The sequence below is a fragment of the Citrobacter sp. KTE151 genome (assembly GCF_000398845.1).
Classification (GTDB): Bacteria; Pseudomonadota; Gammaproteobacteria; order Enterobacterales; family Enterobacteriaceae; genus Citrobacter; species Citrobacter braakii.
In genome coordinates, this window is record NZ_KB976059.1 from 281,232 (window position 1) to 304,884 (window position 23,653).

The 23,653-nt window shown below is 53.9% G+C and carries 25 protein-coding genes; 8 read left to right on the plus strand and 17 right to left on the minus strand.

What is annotated here, in order from left to right:
- Positions 1–10: 10 nt before the first annotated feature.
- The 4 genes from pyrI to pyrL are packed head-to-tail and all read right to left on the minus strand — an operon-like array spanning position 11 to position 1,559.
- A complete protein-coding gene (pyrI, locus tag WC7_RS22885; protein ID WP_016151492.1) occupies positions 11–472 on the minus strand; it encodes an aspartate carbamoyltransferase regulatory subunit in 462 nt (153 codons plus the stop codon).
- A 13-nt stretch (positions 473–485) separates the two neighbouring features.
- Positions 486–1,421: an aspartate carbamoyltransferase gene (gene pyrB / locus WC7_RS22880; protein WP_016151493.1), complete on the minus strand. Its 936-nt coding sequence runs from the start codon at positions 1,419–1,421 to the stop codon at positions 486–488.
- Between the two features lie 2 nt (positions 1,422–1,423).
- Positions 1,424–1,477 carry a pyrBI operon leader peptide gene (locus WC7_RS27275; RefSeq protein WP_106875647.1) on the minus strand — a complete coding sequence of 18 codons (54 nt, stop codon included), beginning with the start codon at positions 1,475–1,477 and terminating at the stop codon, positions 1,424–1,426.
- A complete protein-coding gene (gene pyrL / locus WC7_RS25000; RefSeq protein ID WP_003025819.1) occupies positions 1,458–1,559 on the minus strand; it encodes a pyr operon leader peptide in 102 nt (33 codons plus the stop codon). Before pyrL ends, WC7_RS27275 begins: the two co-directional genes overlap by 20 nt.
- Between pyrL and WC7_RS26545 the strand changes: the two genes are divergently transcribed.
- Positions 1,539–1,661, plus strand: a complete 123-nt coding sequence (locus WC7_RS26545; RefSeq protein ID WP_085951096.1) for a hypothetical protein — start codon at positions 1,539–1,541, stop codon at positions 1,659–1,661. The genes pyrL and WC7_RS26545 overlap by 21 nt on opposite strands.
- Here the strand turns inward: WC7_RS26545 and WC7_RS22875 are convergent.
- The 5 genes from WC7_RS22875 to arcA all read right to left on the minus strand — a co-directional run bounded on the left by WC7_RS22875 (position 1,658) and on the right by arcA (position 6,963).
- The gene (locus WC7_RS22875) at positions 1,658–2,137 is read right to left on the minus strand and encodes an arginine repressor (protein ID WP_003839609.1); all 480 of its coding nucleotides are present in this window, start codon (positions 2,135–2,137) and stop codon (positions 1,658–1,660) included. The genes WC7_RS26545 and WC7_RS22875 overlap by 4 nt on opposite strands.
- A 144-nt stretch (positions 2,138–2,281) precedes the next feature.
- Complete coding sequence (locus WC7_RS22870) at positions 2,282–3,685, minus strand: YfcC family protein (protein ID WP_016151494.1); 1,404 nt, start codon at positions 3,683–3,685, stop codon at positions 2,282–2,284.
- Positions 3,686–3,740: 55 nt separating this feature from the next.
- Positions 3,741–4,745 carry an ornithine carbamoyltransferase gene (argF, locus tag WC7_RS22865; RefSeq protein ID WP_016151495.1) on the minus strand — a complete coding sequence of 335 codons (1,005 nt, stop codon included), beginning with the start codon at positions 4,743–4,745 and terminating at the stop codon, positions 3,741–3,743.
- Between the two features lie 55 nt (positions 4,746–4,800).
- Positions 4,801–5,733, minus strand: a complete 933-nt coding sequence (gene arcC, locus WC7_RS22860) for a carbamate kinase (protein ID WP_016151496.1) — start codon at positions 5,731–5,733, stop codon at positions 4,801–4,803.
- Between the two features lie 9 nt (positions 5,734–5,742).
- Positions 5,743–6,963 carry an arginine deiminase gene (gene arcA, locus WC7_RS22855; protein WP_016151497.1) on the minus strand — a complete coding sequence of 407 codons (1,221 nt, stop codon included), beginning with the start codon at positions 6,961–6,963 and terminating at the stop codon, positions 5,743–5,745.
- A gap of 672 nt (positions 6,964–7,635) precedes the next feature.
- Here arcA and WC7_RS22850 point away from each other — a divergent pair.
- Entirely contained in the window at positions 7,636–8,088 is a 453-nt protein-coding gene (locus WC7_RS22850; RefSeq protein ID WP_016151499.1) for a YhcH/YjgK/YiaL family protein, read from the plus strand.
- A gap of 99 nt (positions 8,089–8,187) precedes the next feature.
- Here the strand turns inward: WC7_RS22850 and argF (WC7_RS22845) are convergent, their stop codons facing one another.
- Complete coding sequence (gene argF / locus WC7_RS22845) at positions 8,188–9,195, minus strand: ornithine carbamoyltransferase (RefSeq protein ID WP_016151500.1); 1,008 nt, start codon at positions 9,193–9,195, stop codon at positions 8,188–8,190.
- Between the two features lie 163 nt (positions 9,196–9,358).
- Here argF (WC7_RS22845) and rraB point away from each other — a divergent pair, with 163 nt between their 5' ends.
- From rraB to WC7_RS22830, 3 genes are all read left to right on the plus strand, one after another.
- Positions 9,359–9,784 (plus strand): ribonuclease E inhibitor RraB, encoded by a 426-nt coding sequence (gene rraB / locus WC7_RS22840; RefSeq protein WP_016151501.1) that lies wholly within the window; start codon positions 9,359–9,361, stop codon positions 9,782–9,784.
- 51 nt (positions 9,785–9,835) lie between these two features.
- Positions 9,836–10,594 (plus strand): tRNA isopentenyl-2-thiomethyl-A-37 hydroxylase MiaE, encoded by a 759-nt coding sequence (gene miaE / locus WC7_RS22835; RefSeq protein ID WP_016151502.1) that lies wholly within the window; start codon positions 9,836–9,838, stop codon positions 10,592–10,594.
- A 165-nt stretch (positions 10,595–10,759) separates the two neighbouring features.
- Positions 10,760–11,590 (plus strand): hypothetical protein, encoded by an 831-nt coding sequence (locus WC7_RS22830; protein WP_016151503.1) that lies wholly within the window; start codon positions 10,760–10,762, stop codon positions 11,588–11,590.
- Between the two features lie 26 nt (positions 11,591–11,616).
- On the opposite strand, the gene WC7_RS22825 is transcribed toward WC7_RS22830, so the two are convergent.
- The 4 genes from WC7_RS22825 to pepA form a co-directional block, all read right to left on the minus strand.
- On the minus strand, positions 11,617–12,120 hold the full coding sequence (locus tag WC7_RS22825) for a GNAT family N-acetyltransferase (RefSeq protein ID WP_003025856.1): 504 nt from the start codon (positions 12,118–12,120) through the stop codon (positions 11,617–11,619).
- Between the two features lie 160 nt (positions 12,121–12,280).
- Complete coding sequence (locus WC7_RS22820; RefSeq protein WP_016151504.1) at positions 12,281–15,136, minus strand: valine--tRNA ligase; 2,856 nt, start codon at positions 15,134–15,136, stop codon at positions 12,281–12,283.
- Positions 15,136–15,579 carry a DNA polymerase III subunit chi gene (gene holC / locus WC7_RS22815; protein WP_016151505.1) on the minus strand — a complete coding sequence of 148 codons (444 nt, stop codon included), beginning with the start codon at positions 15,577–15,579 and terminating at the stop codon, positions 15,136–15,138. The genes WC7_RS22820 and holC overlap by 1 nt, the downstream gene beginning before the upstream one ends.
- A 110-nt stretch (positions 15,580–15,689) precedes the next feature.
- Positions 15,690–17,201, minus strand: coding sequence for a leucyl aminopeptidase (gene pepA / locus WC7_RS22810; protein ID WP_003025870.1), 1,512 nt, complete (start codon positions 17,199–17,201; stop codon positions 15,690–15,692).
- Between the two features lie 153 nt (positions 17,202–17,354).
- Here pepA and WC7_RS27055 point away from each other — a divergent pair, with 153 nt between their 5' ends.
- From WC7_RS27055 to lptG, 3 genes are all read left to right on the plus strand, one after another.
- Entirely contained in the window at positions 17,355–17,405 is a 51-nt protein-coding gene (locus WC7_RS27055) for a hypothetical protein (RefSeq protein ID WP_212723231.1), read from the plus strand.
- Positions 17,406–17,467: 62 nt separating this feature from the next.
- A complete protein-coding gene (gene lptF / locus WC7_RS22805; RefSeq protein WP_016151506.1) occupies positions 17,468–18,568 on the plus strand; it encodes an LPS export ABC transporter permease LptF in 1,101 nt (366 codons plus the stop codon).
- Positions 18,568–19,650 (plus strand): LPS export ABC transporter permease LptG, encoded by a 1,083-nt coding sequence (lptG, locus tag WC7_RS22800; protein WP_008786067.1) that lies wholly within the window; start codon positions 18,568–18,570, stop codon positions 19,648–19,650. Before lptF ends, lptG begins: the two co-directional genes overlap by 1 nt.
- Before the next feature lie 39 nt (positions 19,651–19,689).
- On the opposite strand, the gene WC7_RS22795 is transcribed toward lptG, so the two are convergent.
- From WC7_RS22795 to idnT, 3 genes are all read right to left on the minus strand, one after another.
- The gene (locus WC7_RS22795) at positions 19,690–21,192 is read right to left on the minus strand and encodes a helicase HerA-like C-terminal domain-containing protein (protein ID WP_016151507.1); all 1,503 of its coding nucleotides are present in this window, start codon (positions 21,190–21,192) and stop codon (positions 19,690–19,692) included.
- 79 nt (positions 21,193–21,271) lie between these two features.
- Positions 21,272–22,270, minus strand: a complete 999-nt coding sequence (locus WC7_RS22790) for a DNA-binding transcriptional regulator IdnR (protein WP_016151508.1) — start codon at positions 22,268–22,270, stop codon at positions 21,272–21,274.
- A 52-nt stretch (positions 22,271–22,322) separates the two neighbouring features.
- Positions 22,323–23,642, minus strand: coding sequence for a gnt-II system L-idonate transporter (gene idnT, locus WC7_RS22785; RefSeq protein ID WP_016151509.1), 1,320 nt, complete (start codon positions 23,640–23,642; stop codon positions 22,323–22,325).
- Positions 23,643–23,653 lie beyond the last annotated feature (11 nt).

A 23,653-nucleotide genomic window follows, 5' to 3' on the forward strand; every position in this document is an offset into this window, starting at 1 on the left:
CCAACACCAATTAGTTGGCCAGCACCACATAATGCGAAAACTCTTTTTCACAGTATTTGCATTTGAGTGCGATGTCGTCAGCGCGCTTTTTCACTGAAAAACTGGACGATACTGGTTCAGCATGGCTGATGCAGTTGCTGTTCGGGCAAACCAGCACGTTATCGATACGTTCAGGCAGGCTCGGACGTGATTTCCCCACCACGTCATAATCGTCAATGCGGTTTACCGTTGCCTGCGGAGCGTACAGGGAGAGCTGGTTTACCTGCTCGTCGGTCAGGAACGTATTTTCGATTTTAATCAGGTCTTTACGGCCCATTTCGCCAGACGGCAGGTTCAGGCCGATGGTGATACGCTGGTCGGTTTCAGTCAGTTTGAACAACGTCAGCAGCTTAAAACCAACCTGTGCGGGAATATGGTCAATTACGGTGCCACGTTTGATGGCTTCAACCTGCAGTTTGTTATCGTGTGTCATCTCTTTTTCTCCCTTACAGTGCCAGTTCGCTATTCAGTACCAGTGCCAGTAACGCCTGGCGGGCGAAGATGCCGTTGCCAGCCTGCTGGAAATACCAGGCGTGCGGCGTCTTGTCGACGTCGGTGGTGATTTCATCAATGCGCGGCAGCGGATGCAGCACCTTCATGTTCGCTCTGGCACCGTTCAGATCGCTGGCACGCAGAACAAACTGTGCTTTCACGTTGGCGTATTCGGACGGGTCCAGACGCTCTTTTTGTACGCGGGTCATGTAGAGGATATCGACCTCCGCCATTACCTCTTCGATAGTGCCATGCAGGCTCCAGGCGATACCTTTTTCATTCAGCATATCCAGAATGTATTGCGGCATGGCCAGCGCGTCCGGGGCGATGAAGTAGAAGCGGTTACCTTCGAACTTTGCCAGCGCCTGGGTCAGGGAGTGGACGGTACGGCCATATTTCAGGTCACCCACCATGGCGATTTGCAGATTGTCCAGGCGACCCTGCGTTTCCTGAATGGTAAACAGATCCAGCAGCGTTTGGGTGGGATGCTGGTTGGAACCGTCGCCGGCGTTCAGTACCGGCACGTTACCGGAGAACTCCGTTGCCAGACGCGCGGCGCCTTCCTGCGGATGGCGCATCACGATGGCGTCGACATAGGTGCTGATGACGGAAATGGTGTCGGCCAGAGTTTCGCCTTTTTTGCCAAGCGACGTGTTGCTGCTGTCAGAGAAACCCACCACGCTGGCGCCCAGACGGTGCATGGAGGTTTCAAAAGATAAACGGGTGCGGGTTGACGCTTCAAAGAAGCAACTGGCGATGACCTTATGTTTTAACAGCTCTGGCTGCGGGTTAGCTTTTAATTTCGCCGCCGTCGCGAGGACCAGATTAAGGTCATCGCGGCTGAGGTCGTTTATGGAAATGATGTGTTTTTGATAGAGCGGGTTAGCCATGTTTATCTCCTGACGCCTGGGCAAAAAAAAAGCCCCTCAATTGAGGGGCTCGGAATGGGTGATCAACGGAAAGAAAAACGGCAGGCCAGCGTCCTTTTTCAGACGCGGTAAGACAAAATGTCGTACACACTGAACCATACATCCTCCCGGCAAATTGTCCGCGATTATACTCAGCTCCGTTATGGGATCAAGCGAAAAATGCACTATTTATTCATCGCAAACGGTTCTTATGAATTTTAATTCATTTTGAATAGATAATTAATCTGTTTGTGGACCAGGCCCGTTCGCTGTACCACCCGCGGCGCGACCCAGACAATACTGCTACCGGCAATGACGCCGAGAATTTCTGGCAACGCGTGATAATCGAGGATTCTGGCTACGGCGCGACCATAGCCTGCTGCCGTGTGGATGAGGATAAACTCGCTATTGTGTTCCACGCTGACCACCATTTCAGCAATCGATCGGGCAGCATCAGGTGCGGGTCGTGATTGCGGATTTACAGAATAAATTTTTTGCCCTTTTGTATTTCTTATTTTTATAGCACCGAGCAGTTTCAACAGACGAGATACCGTTGACTGGCTAATCCCGGTGAAACCATGGTGTTGTAGATCGCGGCGAAGCGCTTCCTGAGACAGGTAGCTTTTTTCGCTTATCAGGCGCTGACAAATCGCCAACTGTTTCTGCTCTTTGGTCGAGTAATCATCGAATTCCTTCATAAAAACACCCTAAATTTATCATTTGTATCAATGCGATGGCGAAATTCACCACATTTGCAGTATCAATAACGGCTCAAACGGGCGGTTGTGCAGAAAAACGAGAGCGCGCTCAAAAAAGCCGTCGGGATCCGACGGCCAACAGGACTACAGCATCGCGCCGATACTCAGAACAACCATGTTCAGCACCGTCAGAATTAGCAGCAGTGGTGCGACCCATTTCAGGTAGCGCACATAAGGAACACGAGCGATGGCCAACCCACCCATCACAACCGCTGAGGTGGGGGTAATCAGATTCACAATGCCGGAAGCGGATTGATACGCGGTGACGACCAGATCCCTTTGCACATGGGCGAAGTCAGCCAGCGGGGCCATAATGGGCATCGTGAGCACCGCCAGGCCAGACGAGGAAGGGACCAGGAAGGAGAGCAAGACTTCCAGCCAGTAAGTCACATTGATGAAAATGGTGGTGGACAGACCGGAGACTAAATTTTCGGCGCTGTGCAAAATGGTGTGGGTGATCATGCCGTTGTCCATCACCACGACGATACCGCGCGCAATGCCGATAATCAGCGCCACGCCGAGCAGATCCCGAGCCCCGTCAATGAAGGTACAGGTGAATACTTCTTCACTCATGCGGGCAATCACGCCGACGATAATCGCAGATGCCAGAAAAACCCCAGATATTTCCGCCATCCACCAGCCGAGCACCGCGACGCCATAAATCATCACTGCAAAGGCGGCGGCGAATATCAGCAGGATCCACTTACGCGTAGCCGTGAATTCAAGATTGGTATTGGCGCGACTACCGAGAAAATGGGCACGGTTTTCCTCCATTTTATCGGCCACGATGGAAAGCTCAGGATGGCTGCGAACTTTCCGTGCATAGCGCATGACCCATACCACACAGATAACATAGCCGACGACCAGCAGCAGAATGCGCATCAGCATTCCCTGGGTGAAGGGGATCCCGGCGGCGTTAGCGGCGATAACCGTTGCGAAAGGGTTGATTGTTGAACCGAGGGTGCCGATGCCTGCGCCAAGCAAAACGGTTGCAGCAGCAACCAGTGGATCAAAGCGCGCAGCCATCATGACCGGAACCAATAAGGTGTAGAAAGGGAGTGATTCTTCCGCCATGCCGTAAATTGTGCCTCCGGCGGCGAAAAGTCCCATCAGGATGGGGATCATCCACTCTTCTTTGCCGTTCAGCCTGACCGTCACGCGTTCGATGCCGGCGTCGATGGCGCCCGTTTTGTTTACCACGCCGAGAAACCCGCCAATAATCAGGACAAACAACGCCACATCAATCGCGCCTGCGGTGTAGGTTTCGTGGTTATAAAGCCCGTCAATCGGAGCCAGCAGTACAGCCGTTAAACCTTGTGGATGCGCCTCTGTTGGGGCATAGGTACCGGCAACCGGCACTTCTTTGCCCAGGGTGGCATTCATCGCCATCTGGTATTTCCCGGCAGGGACAATCCAGGTCATAACGGCGACGAGCGCAATGAGAATAAACAGGATGGTATACGCGCTGGGAAATTTGAATTTGCCCATGATGTTCTCCGGATAGCTTGGGCATATGCCGCCAGGCGACACATGCCCGCTGGGGTTAGTCGCCGAGTGTCGCTACCATGACCGCTTTAATGGTATGCATCCGGTTTTCTGCTTCGTCGAAGACGATGGAATGCGCTGACTCAAATACCTCCTCCGTGACTTCAAGCCCTTTCAGGCCGTAAGCCGCTTCGATTTCACGGCCCACTTTGGTGTGCTCGTTATGGAAGGCGGGCAGGCAGTGCATGAATTTCACATTGGGATTGCCGGTCGCATCGATGACCTGCTGGTTAATTTGATAAGGCGTCATCAGGCTGACGCGTTCTGCCCACGCCTCTTTGGGTTCCCCCATCGAAACCCAGACATCGGTGTAGAGAAAGTCCACGTCGTAAACGCCTTCCTCAACATCCTCTGTGAGCGTAATGCGCGCGCCCGTCACGCTGGCGATTTCACGGCATTCGGCAACCAGCGCCTCGTCCGGCCAGAAGGATTTCGGTGCGACCAGACGAATATCCATCCCCATTTTCGCCGCGCCGACCATCAGCGAATTGCCCATGTTATTGCGGGCGTCACCAAGGTAAGCGAAGCTCAGTTCGGGTAAGGTTTTACCCGGGGCGTGTTCCAGCATGGTCATCAGATCCGCGAGGATCTGCGTAGGGTGGAATTCATTCGTCAGCCCGTTCCAGACCGGCACACCAGCGAACTGACCCAGTTCTTCCACGATCTCCTGGCCGTAGCCGCGGTATTCAATACCGTCATACATGCGGCCTAACACGCGGGCGGTATCTTTCATCGACTCTTTATGACCAATCTGCGAGCCGCTTGGGCCAAGGTAGGTCACCTGTGCGCCCTGATCGAAAGCGCCGACTTCAAAGGCGCAGCGGGTGCGAGTTGACGTTTTTTCGAAGATTAGCGCGATATTTTTACCAACCAGCGTTTGCCTTTCGCGTCCGGCTTTTTTTGCCGTTTTTAACTCGATAGACAGATCGATCAGGTACTGGATTTCCGTTGGGGTGTAGTCCAGCAATTTGAGAAAATTGCGATTTTTCAGGTTAACAGTCATGAAAATATCCTTATGTAGGCTGGATAAGGCTTCGCTTTACCCAGCAAAAAAAGCCTTAAGCGTTAACATCAGTGGCTTCGCGCCGAATTAGCGTGCCTTTGTCACCGGCGAGAATGGCCGAACCATCAGCCAATGAGCCGATGCCAGCAATCCCGTGACAGTGAGAGACAAATTCCGCGCAGGCGGTGACTTTGGGGCCCATTGAACCGGCGTCGAATTGCATTTCGCCGAGCCGTTCCGGCGTAACCTGGGCCAGCGGGCGCTGGGTAGGTTTGCCCCAGTCGAGATACACCGCATCGGCATCGGTCAGGATAAGCAGCGCATCGGCGTGGATTTGTTTGGCGAGCAGGGCGGCGGAGAGATCTTTGTCGATCACCGCTTCAATACCGTGGTAGCCATCGGCTTTTTCCACCACCGGTACGCCGCCACCGCCGTTGCAGATAACCAGATGATCGCGGGCGATCAGTGTGCGAATGGCGTCACTTTCCACGATTCGTTTGGGTTGTGGAGAGGGCACAACACGGCGGAACGCTTTACCATCGGCTTTGAAAACCCAGCCTTTTTCCGCCTGTAACGCGTGGGCCTGGGGTTCGTCATAAATCGGCCCGATATATTTGGTGGGATTGCTGAAGGCCGGATCGTGGGCATCGACTTCAACCTGAGTCAGCAGGACACTAATTTCACGCTGTGGGAGCTGGTTTTTCAGGGCCTGTTGCAGCATATAGCCAATCATTCCCTGACTTTCTGCGCCGAGAATATCGAGCGGATAGGGGGTGACGTTGGCATAAGCACTGTTTTGTAACGCCAAAAGTCCAACCTGCGGGCCATTGCCGTGTACCAGAATTACGCGCCACTGCTGCGTGAGTTGAGCGAGAGTTCTTGCCGCCAGCTCAATATTCTTGCGTTGGATGTCGGCTTCCAGCGGTTCGCCGCGTTTGAGTAGTGCATTGCCGCCCAGTGCCACAACCAGGGTAGGTTTGTTTTCCATAACGTCTCCTTAAATACCGTCGCGTTCCAGCGGGCAACTCATGCAGCGCGCACCGCCGCGCCCACGTCCCAGTTCGTCGCCAGGAATGGGTAAAACAGTGATGCCAGCTTTGTCGTATTTTTCGTTGGTCCAGATGTTGCGTTCGTAGCCCACCACAACCCCGGGGCGCAGCGTCAGAACATTGTTCGCGTCATTCCACTGTTCGCGTTCAGCTTCGAAGGCGTCGCCACCGGTGGTGATCAGATTGATCTGGTCGAGGCCAAGTGCTTTTTCGAGGGCATGTACCAGCGTACTTTCCTGGGTGCGTTTCAGGCCGCCGCGCCCGTCTGGTGTCAGGGTCCAGCACTGGACATCCGGGCGCACCACTTCCGGGTAGACGGAGAAGGTATCGATATCGATGTGGGTCATGACGGTATCGAGGTGCATACAGGAGCGATGTTTCGGCAGTTCGACTGCGATGACGCGTTCTGCCTGGCGATGCTTAAATAGCGACTGGGCAAGGAACTCAATGCCCTGCGGCGTGGTACGTTCCGACATACCGATGAGAACTGCGCCGCGACCAATGACCAGTACATCTCCACCTTCTAATGTGGCGTGGTCGTAATTAATATTTTCATCGCCGAAATATTTAATAAAATCACCATCGGCAAATTGTGGATGCCAACGGTAAATCGCCCGCAAGTTATTAGTTTCTCGTTGACGTGCAGTTTTTGCCATCGGATTAATGGATACGCCGTTATATATCCAGCATGAGGTGTCGCGGGTAAATAAGTGGTTTGGTAATGGCTTCATAATAAAGTCATTAATATCGTGAGTATCGACCACCATATTTTTGATTGAGGCAGGAATTTCTCCGTATGTCAGCCCACCGCTTAAATGTCGGGCGAGCTCCCGGTGCTGCATATCTGCAAGCCAGGCGCGAATATCCGTGGCGAAAGCGGGGCCAAGGCGATAATCAGAAATTTGTGTATCCAGTAGCCAGCTTTTGGCATCGGGGATATCCAGAGTTTGTGTCAATAAATCAGTGAGTAACAGAACCTCAATTCCCTGTTGACGTAACGTGTTGGCGAAAATGTCATGCTCTTCTCCTGCACGTTCTACCGAAAGAACATCATCAAAAAGCAATTCCTGGCAATTTGACGGTGTCAGCCTTTTTAAGCTGAGGTTAGGGCGATGTAGCATTACGCTACGTAATTGACCGATTTCAGATCCGACATAATGCTTTTCCATCATTATTCCTTTAATACAATTTTAAAAATAAAGAGGAGGTGCCTGCAAATAATGTTTATTGCAGTCATGGTTTTTCAGCTGATTTCAGAATCTATATTTAGATCTTATCTGATAGAGAAACGTGATTCATTTCACAGTCAGGTCAATGTTTGGCATTTGTTGTTTAATTTATGAGATGGCTCTGAGAATTTAAAAAATAAAAACATGAATAATTGAATTACTACGCAGGAAGATGTCTTGTTATTTAACTGTGTTAATTTTATGTACATATCTAAATATTTAATAAATTAAATAGTGCGTTGATTTTTATATGTTTTTATATATTTAATGAATTTTTATGCGAATCTATTATTTTATTATTTGTGCTGTAAGGTTTATTTCAAAATAAATATGACGATGAAGAAAGATAACGAAGGAGACGTAAACTGTGATCGATTGCTGGTTTTTCTAACAAAGCTTTCTATAACAGTGAGTTAGTGACTGAGTTGAAAAGTATGAGACGAAAGTTATGCAGAGTTTATGCATAACCTGTTGCTGGCTATTAGCAATTATTTAACATCATCAGCGATAAACATGCGTTGACGCAAAATATCGGTAAATAGCAGTGGTATGGCAGACCGTTTTTTCGTATAACAACCAAAATGAAACGATGTTTTAATTAAGGGGTTTGAAATGATTGTCGGCAATATTCACAACCTGGATGCCTGGCTGCCGGAAGAGCTGCGTCAGGCGATTGAGCACATTAAAGCGCACGTGACGGATGCGACGGAAAAGGGTAAGCACGACATCGACGGCGAACGTCTGTTCTATCTGATTGCTGAAGATATGACGGAGCCGTTTGCGCAGCGCCGCGCCGAATATCACGCTCGCTATCTGGATATTCAGATCCTGCTCAAAGGTCAGGAAGGCATGACTTTCAGCACGCAGCCTGCGGGCGCACCGGAAACTGACTGGCTGGCGGATAAAGATATCGCCTTTCTGCCGGAAGGCGAACAGGAGAAAACGGTGGTGCTGAACGAAGGTGACTTCGTCGTCTTTTATCCGGGCGAAGTGCATAAACCGCTGTGCGCGGTCGGCGCTCCGGCGCTGGTACGCAAAGCCGTGGTGAAAATGCGGGTAGCATAAACCGGTTTGCCGGGTGCGACTTACCCGGCCTACGGAAGCACGATGGTAGGCCGGATAAGGTGCGTCAGCATCGCCATCCGGCAATTCAATCACGCAATGCTATGATTTGGAAAGCGTCGCGACCATCACCGCTTTGATGGTGTGCATTCGGTTTTCCGCCTGATCAAATACGATACTGGCGGGTGACTCAAACACCTCGTCGGTCACTTCCATGCCGCCGTGCAGACCATATTCCTGCGCCATTTGTTTGCCAAGCGTGGTTTGATCGTCATGGAACGCAGGCAGGCAGTGCAGGAATTTCACCTGTGGATTGCCGGTCAACGCCATCATCGCGCTATTAACCTGGTACTTACGCAGTTGCGTAATACGTTCGGCCCATTTCTCTTTCGCTTCGCCCATCGATACCCAGACGTCGGTATAGATGAAGTCCGCGCCTTTCACGCCCGTGGCGACATCTTCGGTTAGCGTTATATTGCCGCCGTTTTTCTGTGCCAGCGCTTTGCACTCTGCAACGAGGCTTTCCTCCGGCCAGCAGGCCTGGGGCGCGACCAGGCGCAGATCCAGTCCGGTTAACGCAGCGGCTTCCAGCATGGAATTGCCCATATTGTTGCGGGCATCGCCGGTGTAGACCAGCACCATCTCATTAAACGCTTTACCCGGCAGGTGTTCCTGCATCGTGAGTAAATCCGCCAGCAGTTGGGTAGGGTGAAATTCGTTGGTTAATCCGTTCCAAACCGGAACTCCGGCATATTCCGCCAGCGTCTCGACAATTTCCTGACCGTGGCCCCGATACTGAATACCGTCGTACATACGACCGAGTACGCGGGCGGTGTCTTTGATCGACTCTTTATGACCAATCTGGCTGCCGCTCGGCCCGAGATACGTCACGCGCGCGCCCTGATCGTATGCGGCAACTTCGAAAGAGCAACGGGTGCGGGTTGAGTCTTTTTCGAAGATGAGCGCGATGTTTTTACCGGTGAGTTTAGCGACCTCGGTACCGTTTTTCTTATCCGTCTTGAGCTGCGCGGCGAGCTGGAGCAGTGACGTGAGTTCAGCAGAGGTGAAATCAAGCAGTTTCAAAAAATGTTTCTGATAAAACGCAGACATAGTTCCCTCACATGGTTTAGGCCATTTATTGAATTAAAATTCAATTTATATGGATGTTTATTCATTTGCAACCTTGTTTAACAAATCTTTCCTGGAAAGGTGGAGGCAATGACAGCGGTATGTGACAATAGGAGTATCGGCAGGACATTATGAGGAATGAGCCATGGCAAACCCGGAACTACTGGAAGAACAGCGTGAAGAAACGCGCTTGATTATTGAAGAGTTACTCGAAGATGGCAGCGATCCAGACGCGCTGTACACCATCGAGCATCACCTTTCCGCGGACGACTTTGAAACCCTGGAAAAAGCGGCAGTAGAAGCCTTCAAGCTGGGTTATGAAGTGACCGAGCCGGAAGAGCTGGAGGTGGAAGAGGGCGACACGGTTATTTGCTGTGACATCCTGAGCGAATGTGCTCTGAATGCCGAGTTGATCGACGCTCAGGTTGAGCAACTGATGAACCTGGCTGAAAAATTTGATGTGGAATACGACGGTTGGGGCACCTATTTTGAAGACCCGAACGGCGAAGAAGGTGAAGACGGCGACGATGAAGACCTCGTCGACGAAGATGATGACGGCGTGCGTCACTAAGTCATCTGCTGACCTACGGTAGCGTCTGCTGCCGTAGGCCAAGGATAACGTATGGATTACCTGCAAATACTCTCCCCGATCCACAACTTCCTGCACTGTAAAACGCCCCAGGCCTGGCTTGATAAAGCGCGAGCCCCGACGAATCTCCCTCTGTTACTGACGGATCATCTCGTCTGCGAGCTGAAAGCGGCGCAAACGGCCATGCTGCTGGTGCGTAAGTATGTTGCAGATAAACAGGGATCGCAGGCGCTACTGGACTGGCTGAAACCCTATGAAGCGTATGCTTTCAGAGAAGGGGATGAACCGGATTTTATCGCGCTGAATAAACAGATAAGCAAAAGCGTAATGCCGCAAACTGACGACCCGTGGGGGCGCAAGCTGATCGACAGCATGGTTTTGCTGATCAAAGAAGAGCTGCACCACTTCTGGCAGGTGCGTGAGGCGATGATGAGCCGCAACATTCCCTATGTCAAAATTACCGCCAGCCGTTATGCCAAAGGCATGCTCAAAGAGGTGCGAACCCACGAGCCATTAACGCTAATCGACAAACTGATTTGCGGGGCTTACATTGAGGCGCGTTCTTGTGAACGGTTCGCCGCGCTGGCGCCGTATTTGGATGACGATTTACAGGCATTTTATCTTTCTCTGCTGCGATCCGAGGCGCGGCACTATCAGGACTATCTGGCGCTGGCACAGCAGGTTTCTGCCGACGATATCAGTAGTCGGGTGCGGTTCTTTGGCGAAGTAGAAGCCGCATTGATTACTTCTCCCGACGATGAATTCCGCTTCCACAGCGGCGTGCCAGCCTGACTCTCTTCTCTGACGCGCGGCGCTAATCGTCGCGCGGTTTTACCTTTCCTGTTTCCATTAGCAAAATCTGGTGGCTGGAAATCGCTCGCTGCTGCCGTAATAATCAAAACACACGAAGGGGAAATATATCCCCGCAACAGAGACTGTTTTGCATAAGGATGGTTAATGAACTGGGCACACGTATTGTTGGCGGGATATATCGGGGCGGTGATTGCTATCGTCGTTGGCATGTTTCGCAAAAAAGGCTGGCTGGGAAAGATCTCCGGCGCGGTGGTTTTTGTGGTGGCGATTGTCGCGTGGAATCTGTTTGATGTGCACTACCTGATCCCGCGCGAAAGCCCTGATTATGGGTTGACGGACGCGCAGAAATTTGAAAATGCGATGCTGGCAATGCCTGTTTATCAGGTACTTAAAGAGCAAGAACCCGCGTTATGGCAGAACATCCTCAACCAGGCAACGCAACTGAAAGAAGCTGGGAAAAGCGAACAACAGATTATCGACGCTATTCAGCCGCAAATCCTGCAGGTACAGATGGCGCGTTTGCAGCAGGCACCCGATGCCAATGTGATTGAGTATATGAAAATTAACCTCGAGCAGATTGCTGCGGTGGCAAAAGTGGGCGATGACGAGTGTTTTCGCTTTCTGTTCCCGGCGGTGAAAGGCGGGATTAACCCGGTGCGTATTATTCCTCGGGAGCTGATGAATCGTCGTATGGCCAGCGACATGAGTATGATGCACGCGGCTTATGGCCCAAACAAACATACGGTTACGGCGCAAGAGAAACAGCTGGCGCTTCAGGATCTGCAATCCATCAGCCCGGGATTGGTACAACGCTTTGGACCGGATATCCAGATTATGGCTGATCCGAGTAAAGGCGTGGGCAAAGAGAAAGTCGCTTGTGAAATGGTGCAGGATTTATGGTCACAGGTGCTGAAGCTGCCAACCGCTCGCGCGGCTGGCGTCATTCGGCTGATGCTCTCCGCCGAAATGCAGTAACGCAACCATTGCCCCTCATGCTGAAGTCAGAGGGGCTTTAACATCCGCACTTCGCAATCCACGTGTCCGGTACAGCCCAGCGCTTCGCTGATATGCTCAAACCCTAAATGTTCATACAGGCGGATTGCCTCGGTCAGAAACGCCGTGGTCTCCAGATAGCACTGTTTGAAACCCTGCTCACGGGCATGTTCGAGGGCCATCAGCGCCAGCTTTTTCGCCAGCCCCTGACCGCGTGCGCTCGACAGGAAGTACATCTTTTGCAGTTCGCAAATGTCCGGTTCGCTACATCCTAACGGCGCAACGCCGCCGCCGCCCACGACTTCACCGTTTTGCTCAACCACCCAGTAGGCCGCGCCCGGCTGGCTGTAAACCTGGAATAGTTCATCCAGATTAGGGTCGGCAACGGTATAGCCTTTATCGGCAGTAAGCCCGTATTCAGCGGAAACTTTGCGGATCACGCGGGCAATTGCGGCGTTATCATCGGCAGAAATTCGACGCAGCGTCGCCGCGACGGAGGTAATGGCACTCATAGCGAACTCATGACATAAAAGTGAGACATATGCAGTTAATACCACTGCGGTAAGGGGAAGCGCAAGCGAGGATAATTCAACAAAAAGCCTCTGAGCATATGCGTCAGAGGCTTTTATCGTCTGCGGTGTTGGATGCGATACGCTTATCCGACAAACAGCTTTACAGCGCGGCGATGACCGCCTGCTGCTCAATCAGCTTCGCTTTCGCTTCCGCATAACCGTCCAGCTTCTCACGCTCTTTGGCGATAACTGCTTCTGGTGCGCGAGCAACGAAACCTTCGTTGGAAAGTTTGCCTTCGATACGGGCAATCTCACCTTCGATTTTCGCCACTTCTTTCGCCAGACGCGCCAGCTCATCTTCTTTATTGATGAGGCCAGCCATCGGGATCAGCAACTCGGCGCCGTCGATGATTTTGGTCACGGAGACCGGACCTTTGTCATCGGCTGGCAGCACGGTGATGCTTTCCAGACGCGCCAGGTTCAGCAGGAAGCTGCGGTTATCGTTCACACGGCGCATCGCATCAGCGCTGCAACCGCGCAGCAGCAGTTCGAGCGGTTTACCTGGGGCGATGTTCATTTCCGCACGGATGTTACGTACGGCAACGATCGCCTGCTTCAGCCATTCGGTATCAGCCAGCGCGGCTTCATCAACCTGTGCGGCGTTATATTCCGGGAACGGCTGCAGCATGATGGTGTCTGCGGTAATACCGGAAATCACCTTCACGCGCTGCCAGATGGTCTCGGTGATGAACGGAATGATCGGATGTGCCAGGCGCAGCAGACCTTCCAGAACGGTGACCAGCGTATTGCGGGTACCGCGCAGTTCAGACTCGGAACCGCCGTTCATTACCGGCTTGGTCAGCTCCAGATACCAGTCGCAGAACTGGTTCCAGGTGAATTCGTACAGAATGCCCGCGGCGATGTCGAAGCGGAAGTTGTCCAGCGCTTCGCGGTACGCTTTGATGGTCTGGTTGAATTCAGCAAGGATCCAGCGATCCGCCAGCGACAGGGTCATTTCGCCGCCGTTGAAGCCGCAATCCTGGTCTTCGGTGTTCATCAGCACGAAGCGGCTGGCGTTCCACAGCTTGTTACAGAAGTTACGGTAACCTTCCAGACGCTTCATATCCCAGTTGATGTCGCGACCGGTAGAGGCCAGCGCCGCCAGGGTGAAGCGCAGTGCGTCGGTGCCGTGCGGCTCGATGCCGTCCGGGAACTGCTTCTCGGTACGCTTGGCAATCTTCTCGGCCAGTTGCGGCTGCATCATGTTGCCGGTACGTTTCTCCAGCAGTTCTGCCAGGGAGATACCGTCGACCATATCCAGCGGGTCAATGACGTTGCCCTTGGATTTGGACATCTTCTGGCCTTCGTCGTCGCGGATCAGACCGGTCATGTAGACGGTCTTAAACGGCACCTGCGGCTTGCCGTTTTCATCTTTGATGAAGTGCATGGTCATCATGATCATGCGGGCAATCCAGAAGAAGATGATGTCGAAACCGGAAACCATCACGCTGGTTGGGTGGAACTGACGCAGCGCGTCGGTGTTTTCCGGCCAGCCCAGGGTAGAGAAGGTCCACAGTGCGGAGGAGAACCAGGTATCGAGAACGTCTTCGTCCTGGCGAAGCTGAACGTCGGCACCGAGGTTGTTTTCCTGACGTACTTCGTCTTCGGTACGGCCAACGTAGACGTTGCCGTCGTTGTCATACCATGCCGGGATACGGTGACCCCACCACAGCTGACGGGAAATACACCAGTCCTGAATATCGCGCATCCAGGAGAAGTACATGTTTTCGTACTGCTTCGGTACGAACTGAATGTCGCCGTTTTCAACCGCTTCAACCGCCGGTTTCGCCAGCACGTCGGCACGGACGTACCACTGGTCGGTCAGCATCGGTTCAATAACCACGCCGCCACGGTCGCCGTAAGGTACGGTCAGGTCGTGCGGTTTAATTTCTTCCAGCAGGCCCAGCGCATCAACAGCGGCAACCACCGCTTTACGCGCGGCAAAGCGCTCCAGCTTCTGGAACTCAGCCGGGATTTCATTGGAATAAACGTCGGACTCTTCGCCTTTGGTGTCGTACACTTCCGCGGTTTCACGGATGTCGCCGTCAAAGGTCAGAATATTGATCATCGGCAGGCCGTGACGTTTCCCGACTTCGTAGTCGTTAAAGTCGTGCGCCGGGGTGATCTTCACGCAGCCGGTGCCTTTTTCCATATCAGCGTGTTCATCGCCGACGATGGGAATGCGGCGGTTAACCAGCGGCAGAACAACAAACTTGCCAATCAGATCTTTATAACGCGGATCTTCCGGGTTGACGGCCACGCCGGTATCGCCCAGTACGGTTTCCGGACGGGTGGTGGCGACGACCAGGTAATCTTTACCATCAGCGGTTTTCGCGCCGTCAGCCAGCGGATAGCGGATGTGCCACATTGAGCCTTTCGACTCGCGGTTTTCCACTTCCAGGTCGGAAATCGCGGTGCGCAGTTTCGGGTCCCAGTTCACCAGGCGCTTGCCACGATAAATCAGGTCTTCTTTGTACAGGCGAACGAAGACTTCTTTCACGGCATTGGAAAGACCTTCGTCCATAGTGAAGCGCTCGCGCTCCCAGTCAACGGAGTTGCCGAGACGGCGCATCTGGCGGGTGATGGTGCCGCCGGATTCCGCTTTCCACTGCCAGATTTTGTCGATAAACGCTTCGCGACCGTAGTCGTGGCGGGTTTTACCTTCTTCAGCGGCAATCTTACGCTCAACCACCATCTGGGTTGCGATACCCGCGTGATCGGTACCGGCCTGCCACAGGGTGTTTTTACCCTGCATGCGCTGGTAGCGGATCATGGTATCCATGATGGTTTGCTGGAAAGCATGACCCATATGCAAACTGCCGGTGACGTTCGGCGGCGGGATCATGATGCAGAAGGACTCTTTGCTTTCATCGCCGTTAGGTTTGAAATAGCCCTGCTTTTCCCAGTGCTCGTAAAGCGGCTGTTCGATATCTTGTGGGTTGTATGTCTTTTCCATTATTTCCAGGTTGCCGTATTCAGGTTAAAACCAGCCACGCGGTAAGCTTTGTAGCGATCGCGTGCCGATTGTTTCAAAGAATCTTCGTAAGGAACGAAGTCTATCACTTCTGTGAAAGCGGTGGCAAAATCTGCAAAGCCAACGCGCAAACTGATAAGCAGGTCGCGCGGGCTGCTGTTGCGTTTCTCCGGCCAGGCAATCTCTACCGGTGCGCCGCCTCTGGGGCCTTCACCTGCCAGATTATGCGGAACAAAGCTTTCTGCCGGTCTTGCCCACAGGGCTTCATCCAGTCGAAGAGCCTGCTTTTCGTTTTCGCAGGCGATCAGCACGCGCTTGCCAGCACGCCAACGTTCTGCGGCAATTTCACACACCAACTGCTCGACGGCGCTTAAGCCATCGTGTTGCGTGTCATTGTCCAGAAGATAGAAAGTTGCGTTTCTCATATATGGGGCTTCTTCTGGTGAATTTAAATGCGTTGCCATGATGCACAACCGTAGGCCGGATGGCGTTGCGCTTATCCGGCCTACGGGTCTTATTGCTTGTGCTTACCGCCTTACTCTTCGCCGTTAAAACCGGCACGATTGAGCAGGAACTGCGACAGCAGCGCCACCGGACGACCGGTTGCGCCTTTGGCTTTCCCTGAACGCCATGCGGTACCGGCGATATCGAGGTGAGCCCAGTTGTACTTACGGGTAAAGCGTGACAGGAAGCAGCCCGCGGTAATGGCACCGCCAGGACGTCCGCCGATGTTCGCCATATCCGCAAAGTTGGACTCTAGCTGCTCTTGGTATTCATCACCCAGCGGTAAACGCCACGCGCGGTCGCCAGCCTGTTCGGACGCACCGATCAGCTCATGCGCCAGCGGGTTGTGGTTCGACATCAGGCCAGTGATGTGATGGCCCAGCGCAATCACGCACGCGCCGGTCAGGGTTGCGACGTCAATCACCGCTTCTGGCTCAAAGCGCTCGACGTAGGTTAATACGTCGCACAGGACCAGACGGCCTTCGGCATCGGTATTGAGAACTTCAACGGTCTGACCAGACATGGTGGTCAGCACGTCGCCTGGACGATACGCACGGCCACCCGGCATGTTTTCGCAGCCTGCCAGCACGCCGACGACATTGATTGGCAGCTGAAGCTCGGCCACCATGCGCATCACGCCATATACCGCTGCCGCGCCGCACATGTCGTATTTCATCTCATCCATGCCTTCGGCAGGTTTGATGGAGATACCGCCGGAGTCAAAGGTTAACCCTTTACCGACCAGCACGATCGGACGCGCGTCTTCGGATGGATTGCCTTTGTACTCGATGACCGACATCAGCGACTCATTCTGCGAGCCGTGACCGACGGCCAGATAAGAGTGCATGCCCAGCTCTTTCATCTGCTGCTCGCCGATCACGCGGGTTACAACATTTTTGCTGTAGCTGTCTGCCAGCTGGCGCGCCTGAGAGGCAAGGTAGGCGGCGTTACAGATGTTCGGCGGCATGTTGCCGAGATCTTTTGCCGCTTTAATGCCGGCGGCGATCGCCAGACCGTGCTGGATCGCACGTTCACCGCTGGTCAGTTCCCGGCGGGTCGGTACGTTGAAGACCATTTTACGCAGCGGACGACGCGGCTCGCTTTTGTTGGTCTTCAGTTGATCAAAGCTGTACAGCGTTTCCTGTGCTGTCTCAACGGCCTGACGCACTTTCCAGTAGTTATTGCGCCCTTTGACGTGCAGCTCAGTCAGGAAGCAGACGGCTTCCATTGAGCCAGTATCATTCAGCGTATTGATGGTTTTCTGAATGACCTGCTTGTACTGGCGCTCATCAAGCTCGCGCTCTTTGCCACAACCAATGAGGAGAATTCGCTCAGACAGAACGTTAGGAACATGGTGCAGCAACAGGGTTTGACCTGGTTTGCCTTCCAGTTCGCCACGACGCAGCAGTGCGCTGATGTACCCGTCGCTGATCTTGTCGAGCTGCTCTGCAATCGGAGAGAGACGGCGTGGTTCAAAGACACCCACGACGATGCACGCACTCCGCTGTTTCTCCGGGCTACCGCTTTTTACACTGAACTCCATGCACTACGCTCCTGAATCTTAAAGACAACGGCGGTGGCTACGGATAGAATTGCAAGCTTTCGTAACTCATACCCGCTGTTGCGGTGACTTCGTGTTAATCTTAACGTTATTACGGCATTGGCACGTCAGAACAATTTCTGAGAGGTGGATCCGTTGAGTATAATGATCTTAGCGACGATTTCGACGACTCAAGAGAATAAATGACGTTTAAGCCATGAAACAAGCTAAATTCCGGCAAAAGACGGGTTTTTACGGGCGTATTTAAAGTGATAATCATAAGATATCTGGTTCGGGAAACGCTCAAAAGCCAACTTGCGATCCTATTCATCCTGCTTTTGATCTTCTTTTGTCAAAAGTTAGTCAGGATCCTTGGTGCGGCGGTTGACGGTGATATCCCGGCGAATCTGGTGCTCTCGCTGCTGGGGCTGGGCGTGCCAGAAATGGCGCAACTTATCTTGCCATTAAGCCTGTTCCTCGGGCTGCTGATGACGCTGGGCAAACTGTATACCGAAAGTGAAATTACGGTCATGCACGCCTGCGGGCTGAGCAAGGCTGTCTTAGTAAAAGCGGCGATGGTGCTGGCGCTGTTTACCAGTATTATTGCGGCGGTCAACGTGATGTGGGCCGGACCGTGGTCCTCCAGACATCAGGACGAAGTCCTGGCGGAGGCGAAAGCAAATCCCGGTATGGCGGCGCTTGCTCAGGGGCAATTCCAGCAGGCGACTAACGGCGGTTCGGTGCTGTTTATCGAAAGCGTTGACGGCAGTAACTTCAATGATGTGTTCCTCGCGCAAATCCGCCCGAAAGGTAACGCCCGTCCTTCGGTGGTGGTAGCGGACTCCGGTCATCTTACCCAATTGCGCGATGGCTCTCAGGTCGTGACGCTGAACCAGGGGACGCGTTTTGAAGGGACCGCGCTGCTGCGCGATTTCCGCATTACCGACTTCCAGAATTATCAGGCGATTATCGGTCATCAGGCCGTGGCGCTGGATCCAAACGATACCGACCAGATGACCATGCGTACGCTATGGACGACCGACACCGATCGCGCCCGTGCGGAGCTGACCTGGCGTATCACGTTAGTATTCACCGTATTTATGATGGCGCTGATGGTTGTACCGCTGAGCGTGGTTAACCCGCGTCAGGGTCGCGTACTGTCCATGCTGCCAGCAATGCTGCTTTATTTGCTGTTCTTCCTGGTTCAGACATCGCTGAAGTCGAATGGCGGCAAAGGCAAGCTGGATCCGGTGTTCTGGATGTGGACGGTTAACCTGGCGTATCTGGCGCTGGCGATTGTGCTTAACCTCTGGGATACGGTGCCGATGCGCCGCTTACGTGCCCGTTTTATGCGTAAAGGAGCGGTATAATGCAGCCTTTTGGTGTACTTGACCGCTATATCGGTAAAACCATTTTCACCACCATCATGATGACGTTGTTCATGCTGGTGTCGCTCTCCGGGATCATCAAGTTTGTCGACCAGTTGAAAAAAGCCGGGCAGGGAAGCTACGATGCGATGGGCGCCGGGCTGTATACCCTGCTCAGCGCGCCGAAAGATATCCAGATCTTCTTCCCGATGGCGGCGCTGCTGGGTGCTTTGCTGGGGCTGGGCATGCTAGCGCAGCGCAGTGAACTGGTGGTCATGCAGGCTTCTGGCTTTACCCGTATGCAGGTGGCGTTGTCGGTGATGAAAACCGCGATTCCGCTGGTGCTGCTGACGATGGCCATCGGCGAATGGGTGGCGCCGCAGGGCGAACAGATGGCGCGTAACTACCGTGCGCAGCAGATGTACGGCGGCTCGCTGCTCTCGACCCAGCAAGGTTTGTGGGCGAAAGATGGCGACAGCTTTGTCTACATTGAGCGGGTGAAAGGTGACGCCGAGTTAGGCGGAATTAGCATCTACTCCTTTAACGACAAGCGCCGTTTGCAGTCCGTCCGCTATGCCGCAAGTGCGACGTTTGACCCGGAGCAGAAGGTCTGGCGTTTGTCGCAGGTGGATGAATCCAACCTGACCGATCCGAAGCAAATCACCGGCTCGCAGACGGTGAGCGGCACCTGGAAAACCAACCTTACACCCGACAAGCTCGGCGTCGTGGCGTTGGATCCTGATGCGCTCTCGATTAGTGGTCTGCATAACTACGTGAAGTACCTGAAGTCGAGCGGCCAGGACGCCGGACGCTACCAGCTCAATATGTGGAGCAAAGTCTTCCAGCCGCTGTCTGTGGCGGTAATGATGCTGATGGCGCTGTCGTTTATCTTTGGTCCGCTGCGTAGCGTCCCGATGGGCGTGCGCGTGGTGACAGGGATTAGCTTCGGCTTTGTGTTCTATGTGCTGGACCAAATCTTTGGCCCGCTGACGCTGGTGTACGGCATTCCGCCGATTATCGGCGCGTTGCTGCCAAGCGCCAGCTTCTTCCTGATAAGCCTGTGGCTGATGCTGCGTAAGTCCTGATATTCGCCCCTCCCGCTGTGCGGGAGGGGCGCCTTCTTGCTAGCGTTTTCTCCCCCCCATCAAACTCCCCAACATGCCGCGGATTATCTGATTGGTGACCTGCCGCGCCGCGCTTTTCGCCACGCTCTGTACCACGCCATCGCGCTTGCCGCCGCGCGGTCCGGTGCTGCCAAACAGAATATCCTTCAATCCACCGAGAATACCGCCGTCCACATCGATCGCTTTACCGTTGGCGGGAGGTGTATTTTGCTGCTCGGTGCTGGCCTGCACGCCTTGCTGTAAACGCTCATAGGCGGACTCGCGGTCGATCTGTTCTTCATATTTACCGTACAGCGAGGAGTGATTAATCAGCCCGTTGCGCTCGTCATCCGTCACCGGTCCCATCCGCGAGCACGGCGCAATCACCATTGCTCGTTCAACCACCGACGGGCTGCCTTTGGCGTCCAGAAACGACACCAACGCTTCGCCGGTTCCCAGTTCCTGAATGGCTTTTTCGGTATCAAATGCCGGGTTGGCGCGCATGGTTTGCGCGGCGGTTTTCACCGCTTTCTGATCCTTCGGTGTGAACGCGCGCAGGGCGTGCTGCACGCGGTTCCCCAACTGACCGAGCACGTTGTCTGGAATATCTGACGGGTTTTGCGAGACGAACCACACGCCGACCCCTTTCGAGCGAATCAGGCGGATCACCTGTTCGATTTTATCCAGCAGCACCTGCGGAGCGTCGTTGAACAGCAGGTGAGCTTCATCGAAGAAGAACACCAGTTTTGGCTTCTCCAGATCGCCTGCTTCCGGCAGCTGTTCGTACAGTTCGGAGAGCATCCACAGCAGGCTGGCGGCGTACAGTTTGGGCATCTGGTAGAGCTTCTCTGCGCTGAGGATGTTGATCATCCCTTTGCCGCTGGCGTCAGTTCGCATCCAGTCTTTGATGTCCAGCATCGGTTCGCCAAAGAAGTGCGCCGCCCCCTGTTGCTCCAGCGACAGCAGTCCACGCTGGATTGCCCCGACCGAGGCGCTGCTGATATTGCCATACTGATTCTGGAAGGATTTGGCGTTATCGCCGATGTACTGGGTAATGGCTCGCAGGTCTTTGAAATCGAGCAGCAGCAGGCCCTGGTCATCGGCAATGCGGAAGATAATATCCAGCACGCCGGACTGTACGTCGTTGAGGTTCAGCAAACGGGCCAGCAGCAGCGGGCCGAGGTCAGATACCGTGGCCCGCACGGGGTGACCTTTTTCGCCGAAGATATCCCACACCGTGACCGGATTAGCATGCGGTTGCCAGTCGGTAATGCCGATATTTTTCAGGCGGGCGAGCAGCTTTTCAGAGGCTTGCCCTTCCTCGGCCACGCCGGTTAAGTCGCCTTTCACATCGGCCATAAATACCGGTACGCCAATTTCAGACAGCGATTCGGCCAGCTTCTGTAGCGTGACGGTTTTACCGGTCCCGGTCGCGCCGGTAATCAGTCCGTGACGGTTGGCCATGCCTGGCAGTAAAAACAGTTCGGTATCCGGCGTGCGGGCAATTAGCAGGGGTGCGCTCATTGAGATTTCCTCCATTTATCTTGCCTGGAGTATAGGCAATGTCCATCAAAGAGAGTATGCGATGGCCAGAGAAAATGACTTAAAGCGTATTGCCGTGATAAATCTGGTACCCCAAATCCACGGTGTTGTGGTTATGGTCGTTGTTCTTGATTTTGCTCAGCAACATCTGCGCTGCCATGCGGCCAATGTCAAAACGCGGGGTGATCACGCTGGCGAGGCTTGGGATCATCTGCCTGCCCATTTCCAGCCCGTGAAAACCGGCAATCGAGATCTGTTCCGGAACGGCCAGATCGCGCTCGCGGCACAGCAGCAGCGCGCCCATCGCAATATCGTCGTTGGTGCAAAAAACGCCGTCTAAATCCGGATGCGCGGCGAGCGCGTCCCGCATCATCTGGGTGCCGAGATGGATGGACGAAATAGAACGCGGATTGACGCGCAGCGGCACCAGATCCCGGCGCGTCATGGCATCGCAATAGCCGCGATAGCGCTGTTCATCGCGGACGTCGTCTTTCGAACCGAGATAGAGGATTTTGCGCCGCTGGCGTTTATCCAGCATGGTGCTGACCATATCAAACGCCGCCTGACGGTTATCGAAGCCTACTTCCATGTCCAGACGATCGCCCTGAATATCCATCAGCTCCACCACCGGAATGTTGGCTGAACGCAGAAACTTCACCGTGCGCAGGGTGTGATATTTCTCGGACAGGATAATGCCGTCGATATTATACGACAGCAGATTGATCACCGACTCTTCCTCGGATTCCCGGTCGTAATTGTAGTTGGCGATCAGCGTCTGATAGTTATGGTCCGAGGTGACCGACTCAATGCCGGCCAGAATGTCAGCGAACAGCTGGTTTTGAAACGAGGGGATCAGCACGCCAAGCGTATAGCTTTGCGCATTCAGCAGCATCGCGGGCGCGCGGTTGGGGATGTAATTAATCTCCTCCATAATCTGCGCGATGCGTTCGCCGGTTTCCTTTGCGACCTTTTTTGGCGAGCGAATGTAGCGGCTCACCGTCATTTTGGTCACGCCCGCCAGCGTGGCGATGTCTTGCAAAGAAATTCTGTGGTTCCTCATTTTCTCTCCAGTGCCGGGGAGCGCGGATCTGTGCTCCCCGGTGATGACTGTCTTAATGCAGAATGGCGTTCAGCGCCAGAACCCCCAGCAGCCCCATAATGGAAATCAGCGTCTCCATTACCGTCCAGGTACGCAACGTTTCCCCGACGCTGAGATTAAAATAGCCTTTAAACAGCCAGAATCCCGGATCGTTAACGTGGGAGGCAATCACGCTGCCCGCGCCGGTAGCCAGCACCATCAGCGCCGGGTCGGCATGAGTGACGTTGATAATCGGCAGCACCACGCCTGCGGTGGTGATCGCCGCCACGGTGGCTGAACCGAGCGCGGTACGCAGCAAGGCGGCGACCGTCCAGCACATCAGCAACGGAGAAAGCGACGTGCCGGTCATCAGGTGCGAGATATATTGCCCGACGCCGCTGTCGACCAGAACCTGCTTAAACGCGCCGCCCCCGGCGATGATAAACACAATCATCGCAATCGCACCGATAGAGTCGCCAATGATATCCATAATTTGCTCGATCGTACGTCCGTTACGTCGGCCAAGGGTAAAAATGGCGAGCACGATAGCGATAAACAACGCGACGGCAGGGTTACCGATAAACTCAAAGAACACCCGTACGCTGTTGGTTTTCGGCAGCGTGATTTCGCACACTGCGGCGACCGCCATCAGTATGACCGGGATTACCGCGGCAAAGATACTGTTCCAGAATGACGGCATCTCTTCTTCGGTGAACAGATGCGGGTTGAATAACCCTTCCGGCGGCGCTTTCTCAAAGCGGGTCAGCAGCTTAGAAAACAGCGGCCCGGCAACAATCACCGTCGGGATAGTAATAATAAAGCCGTACAGCAGGGTGGTGCCGAGATTAGCCTCGAAAATGGTGGCAATCGCGGTCGGCCCCGGATGCGGCGGCAGAAAACAGTGGGTCACGGACAGCGCAGCTACCATCGGGACGCCAACATACAGCAGCGGCAGGCCGGAAGAGGCCACCACCGTAAACACCAGCGGCAGCAGCAGAACAAAGCCGACTTCGAAAAACATCGCCAAACCCACCACCAGACCGGTGATCACCAGCGCCCACTGCACGCGTTTCTTACCAAACGTGCCAATCAGCGTGGTGGCGATGCGCTGAGCCGCGCCGGTATCGGAAATCAGCTTACCGAGCATTGCGCCGAAGCCAAGGATCATCGCCAGACCGCCGAGGGTCCCGCCGATCCCATTTTGTATTGAGTGCAAAACGGCCTGGGCATCCATCCCTTCGGCAAAACCGACGACCGCCGCCACCAGGACCAGAGCAATAAAGCCGTTAACTTTAAAACCAATCATCAGGACCAGGAGCAGCGCGACGCCTGCCGCAATTATTATTAATGGCATAATCGTTTCTC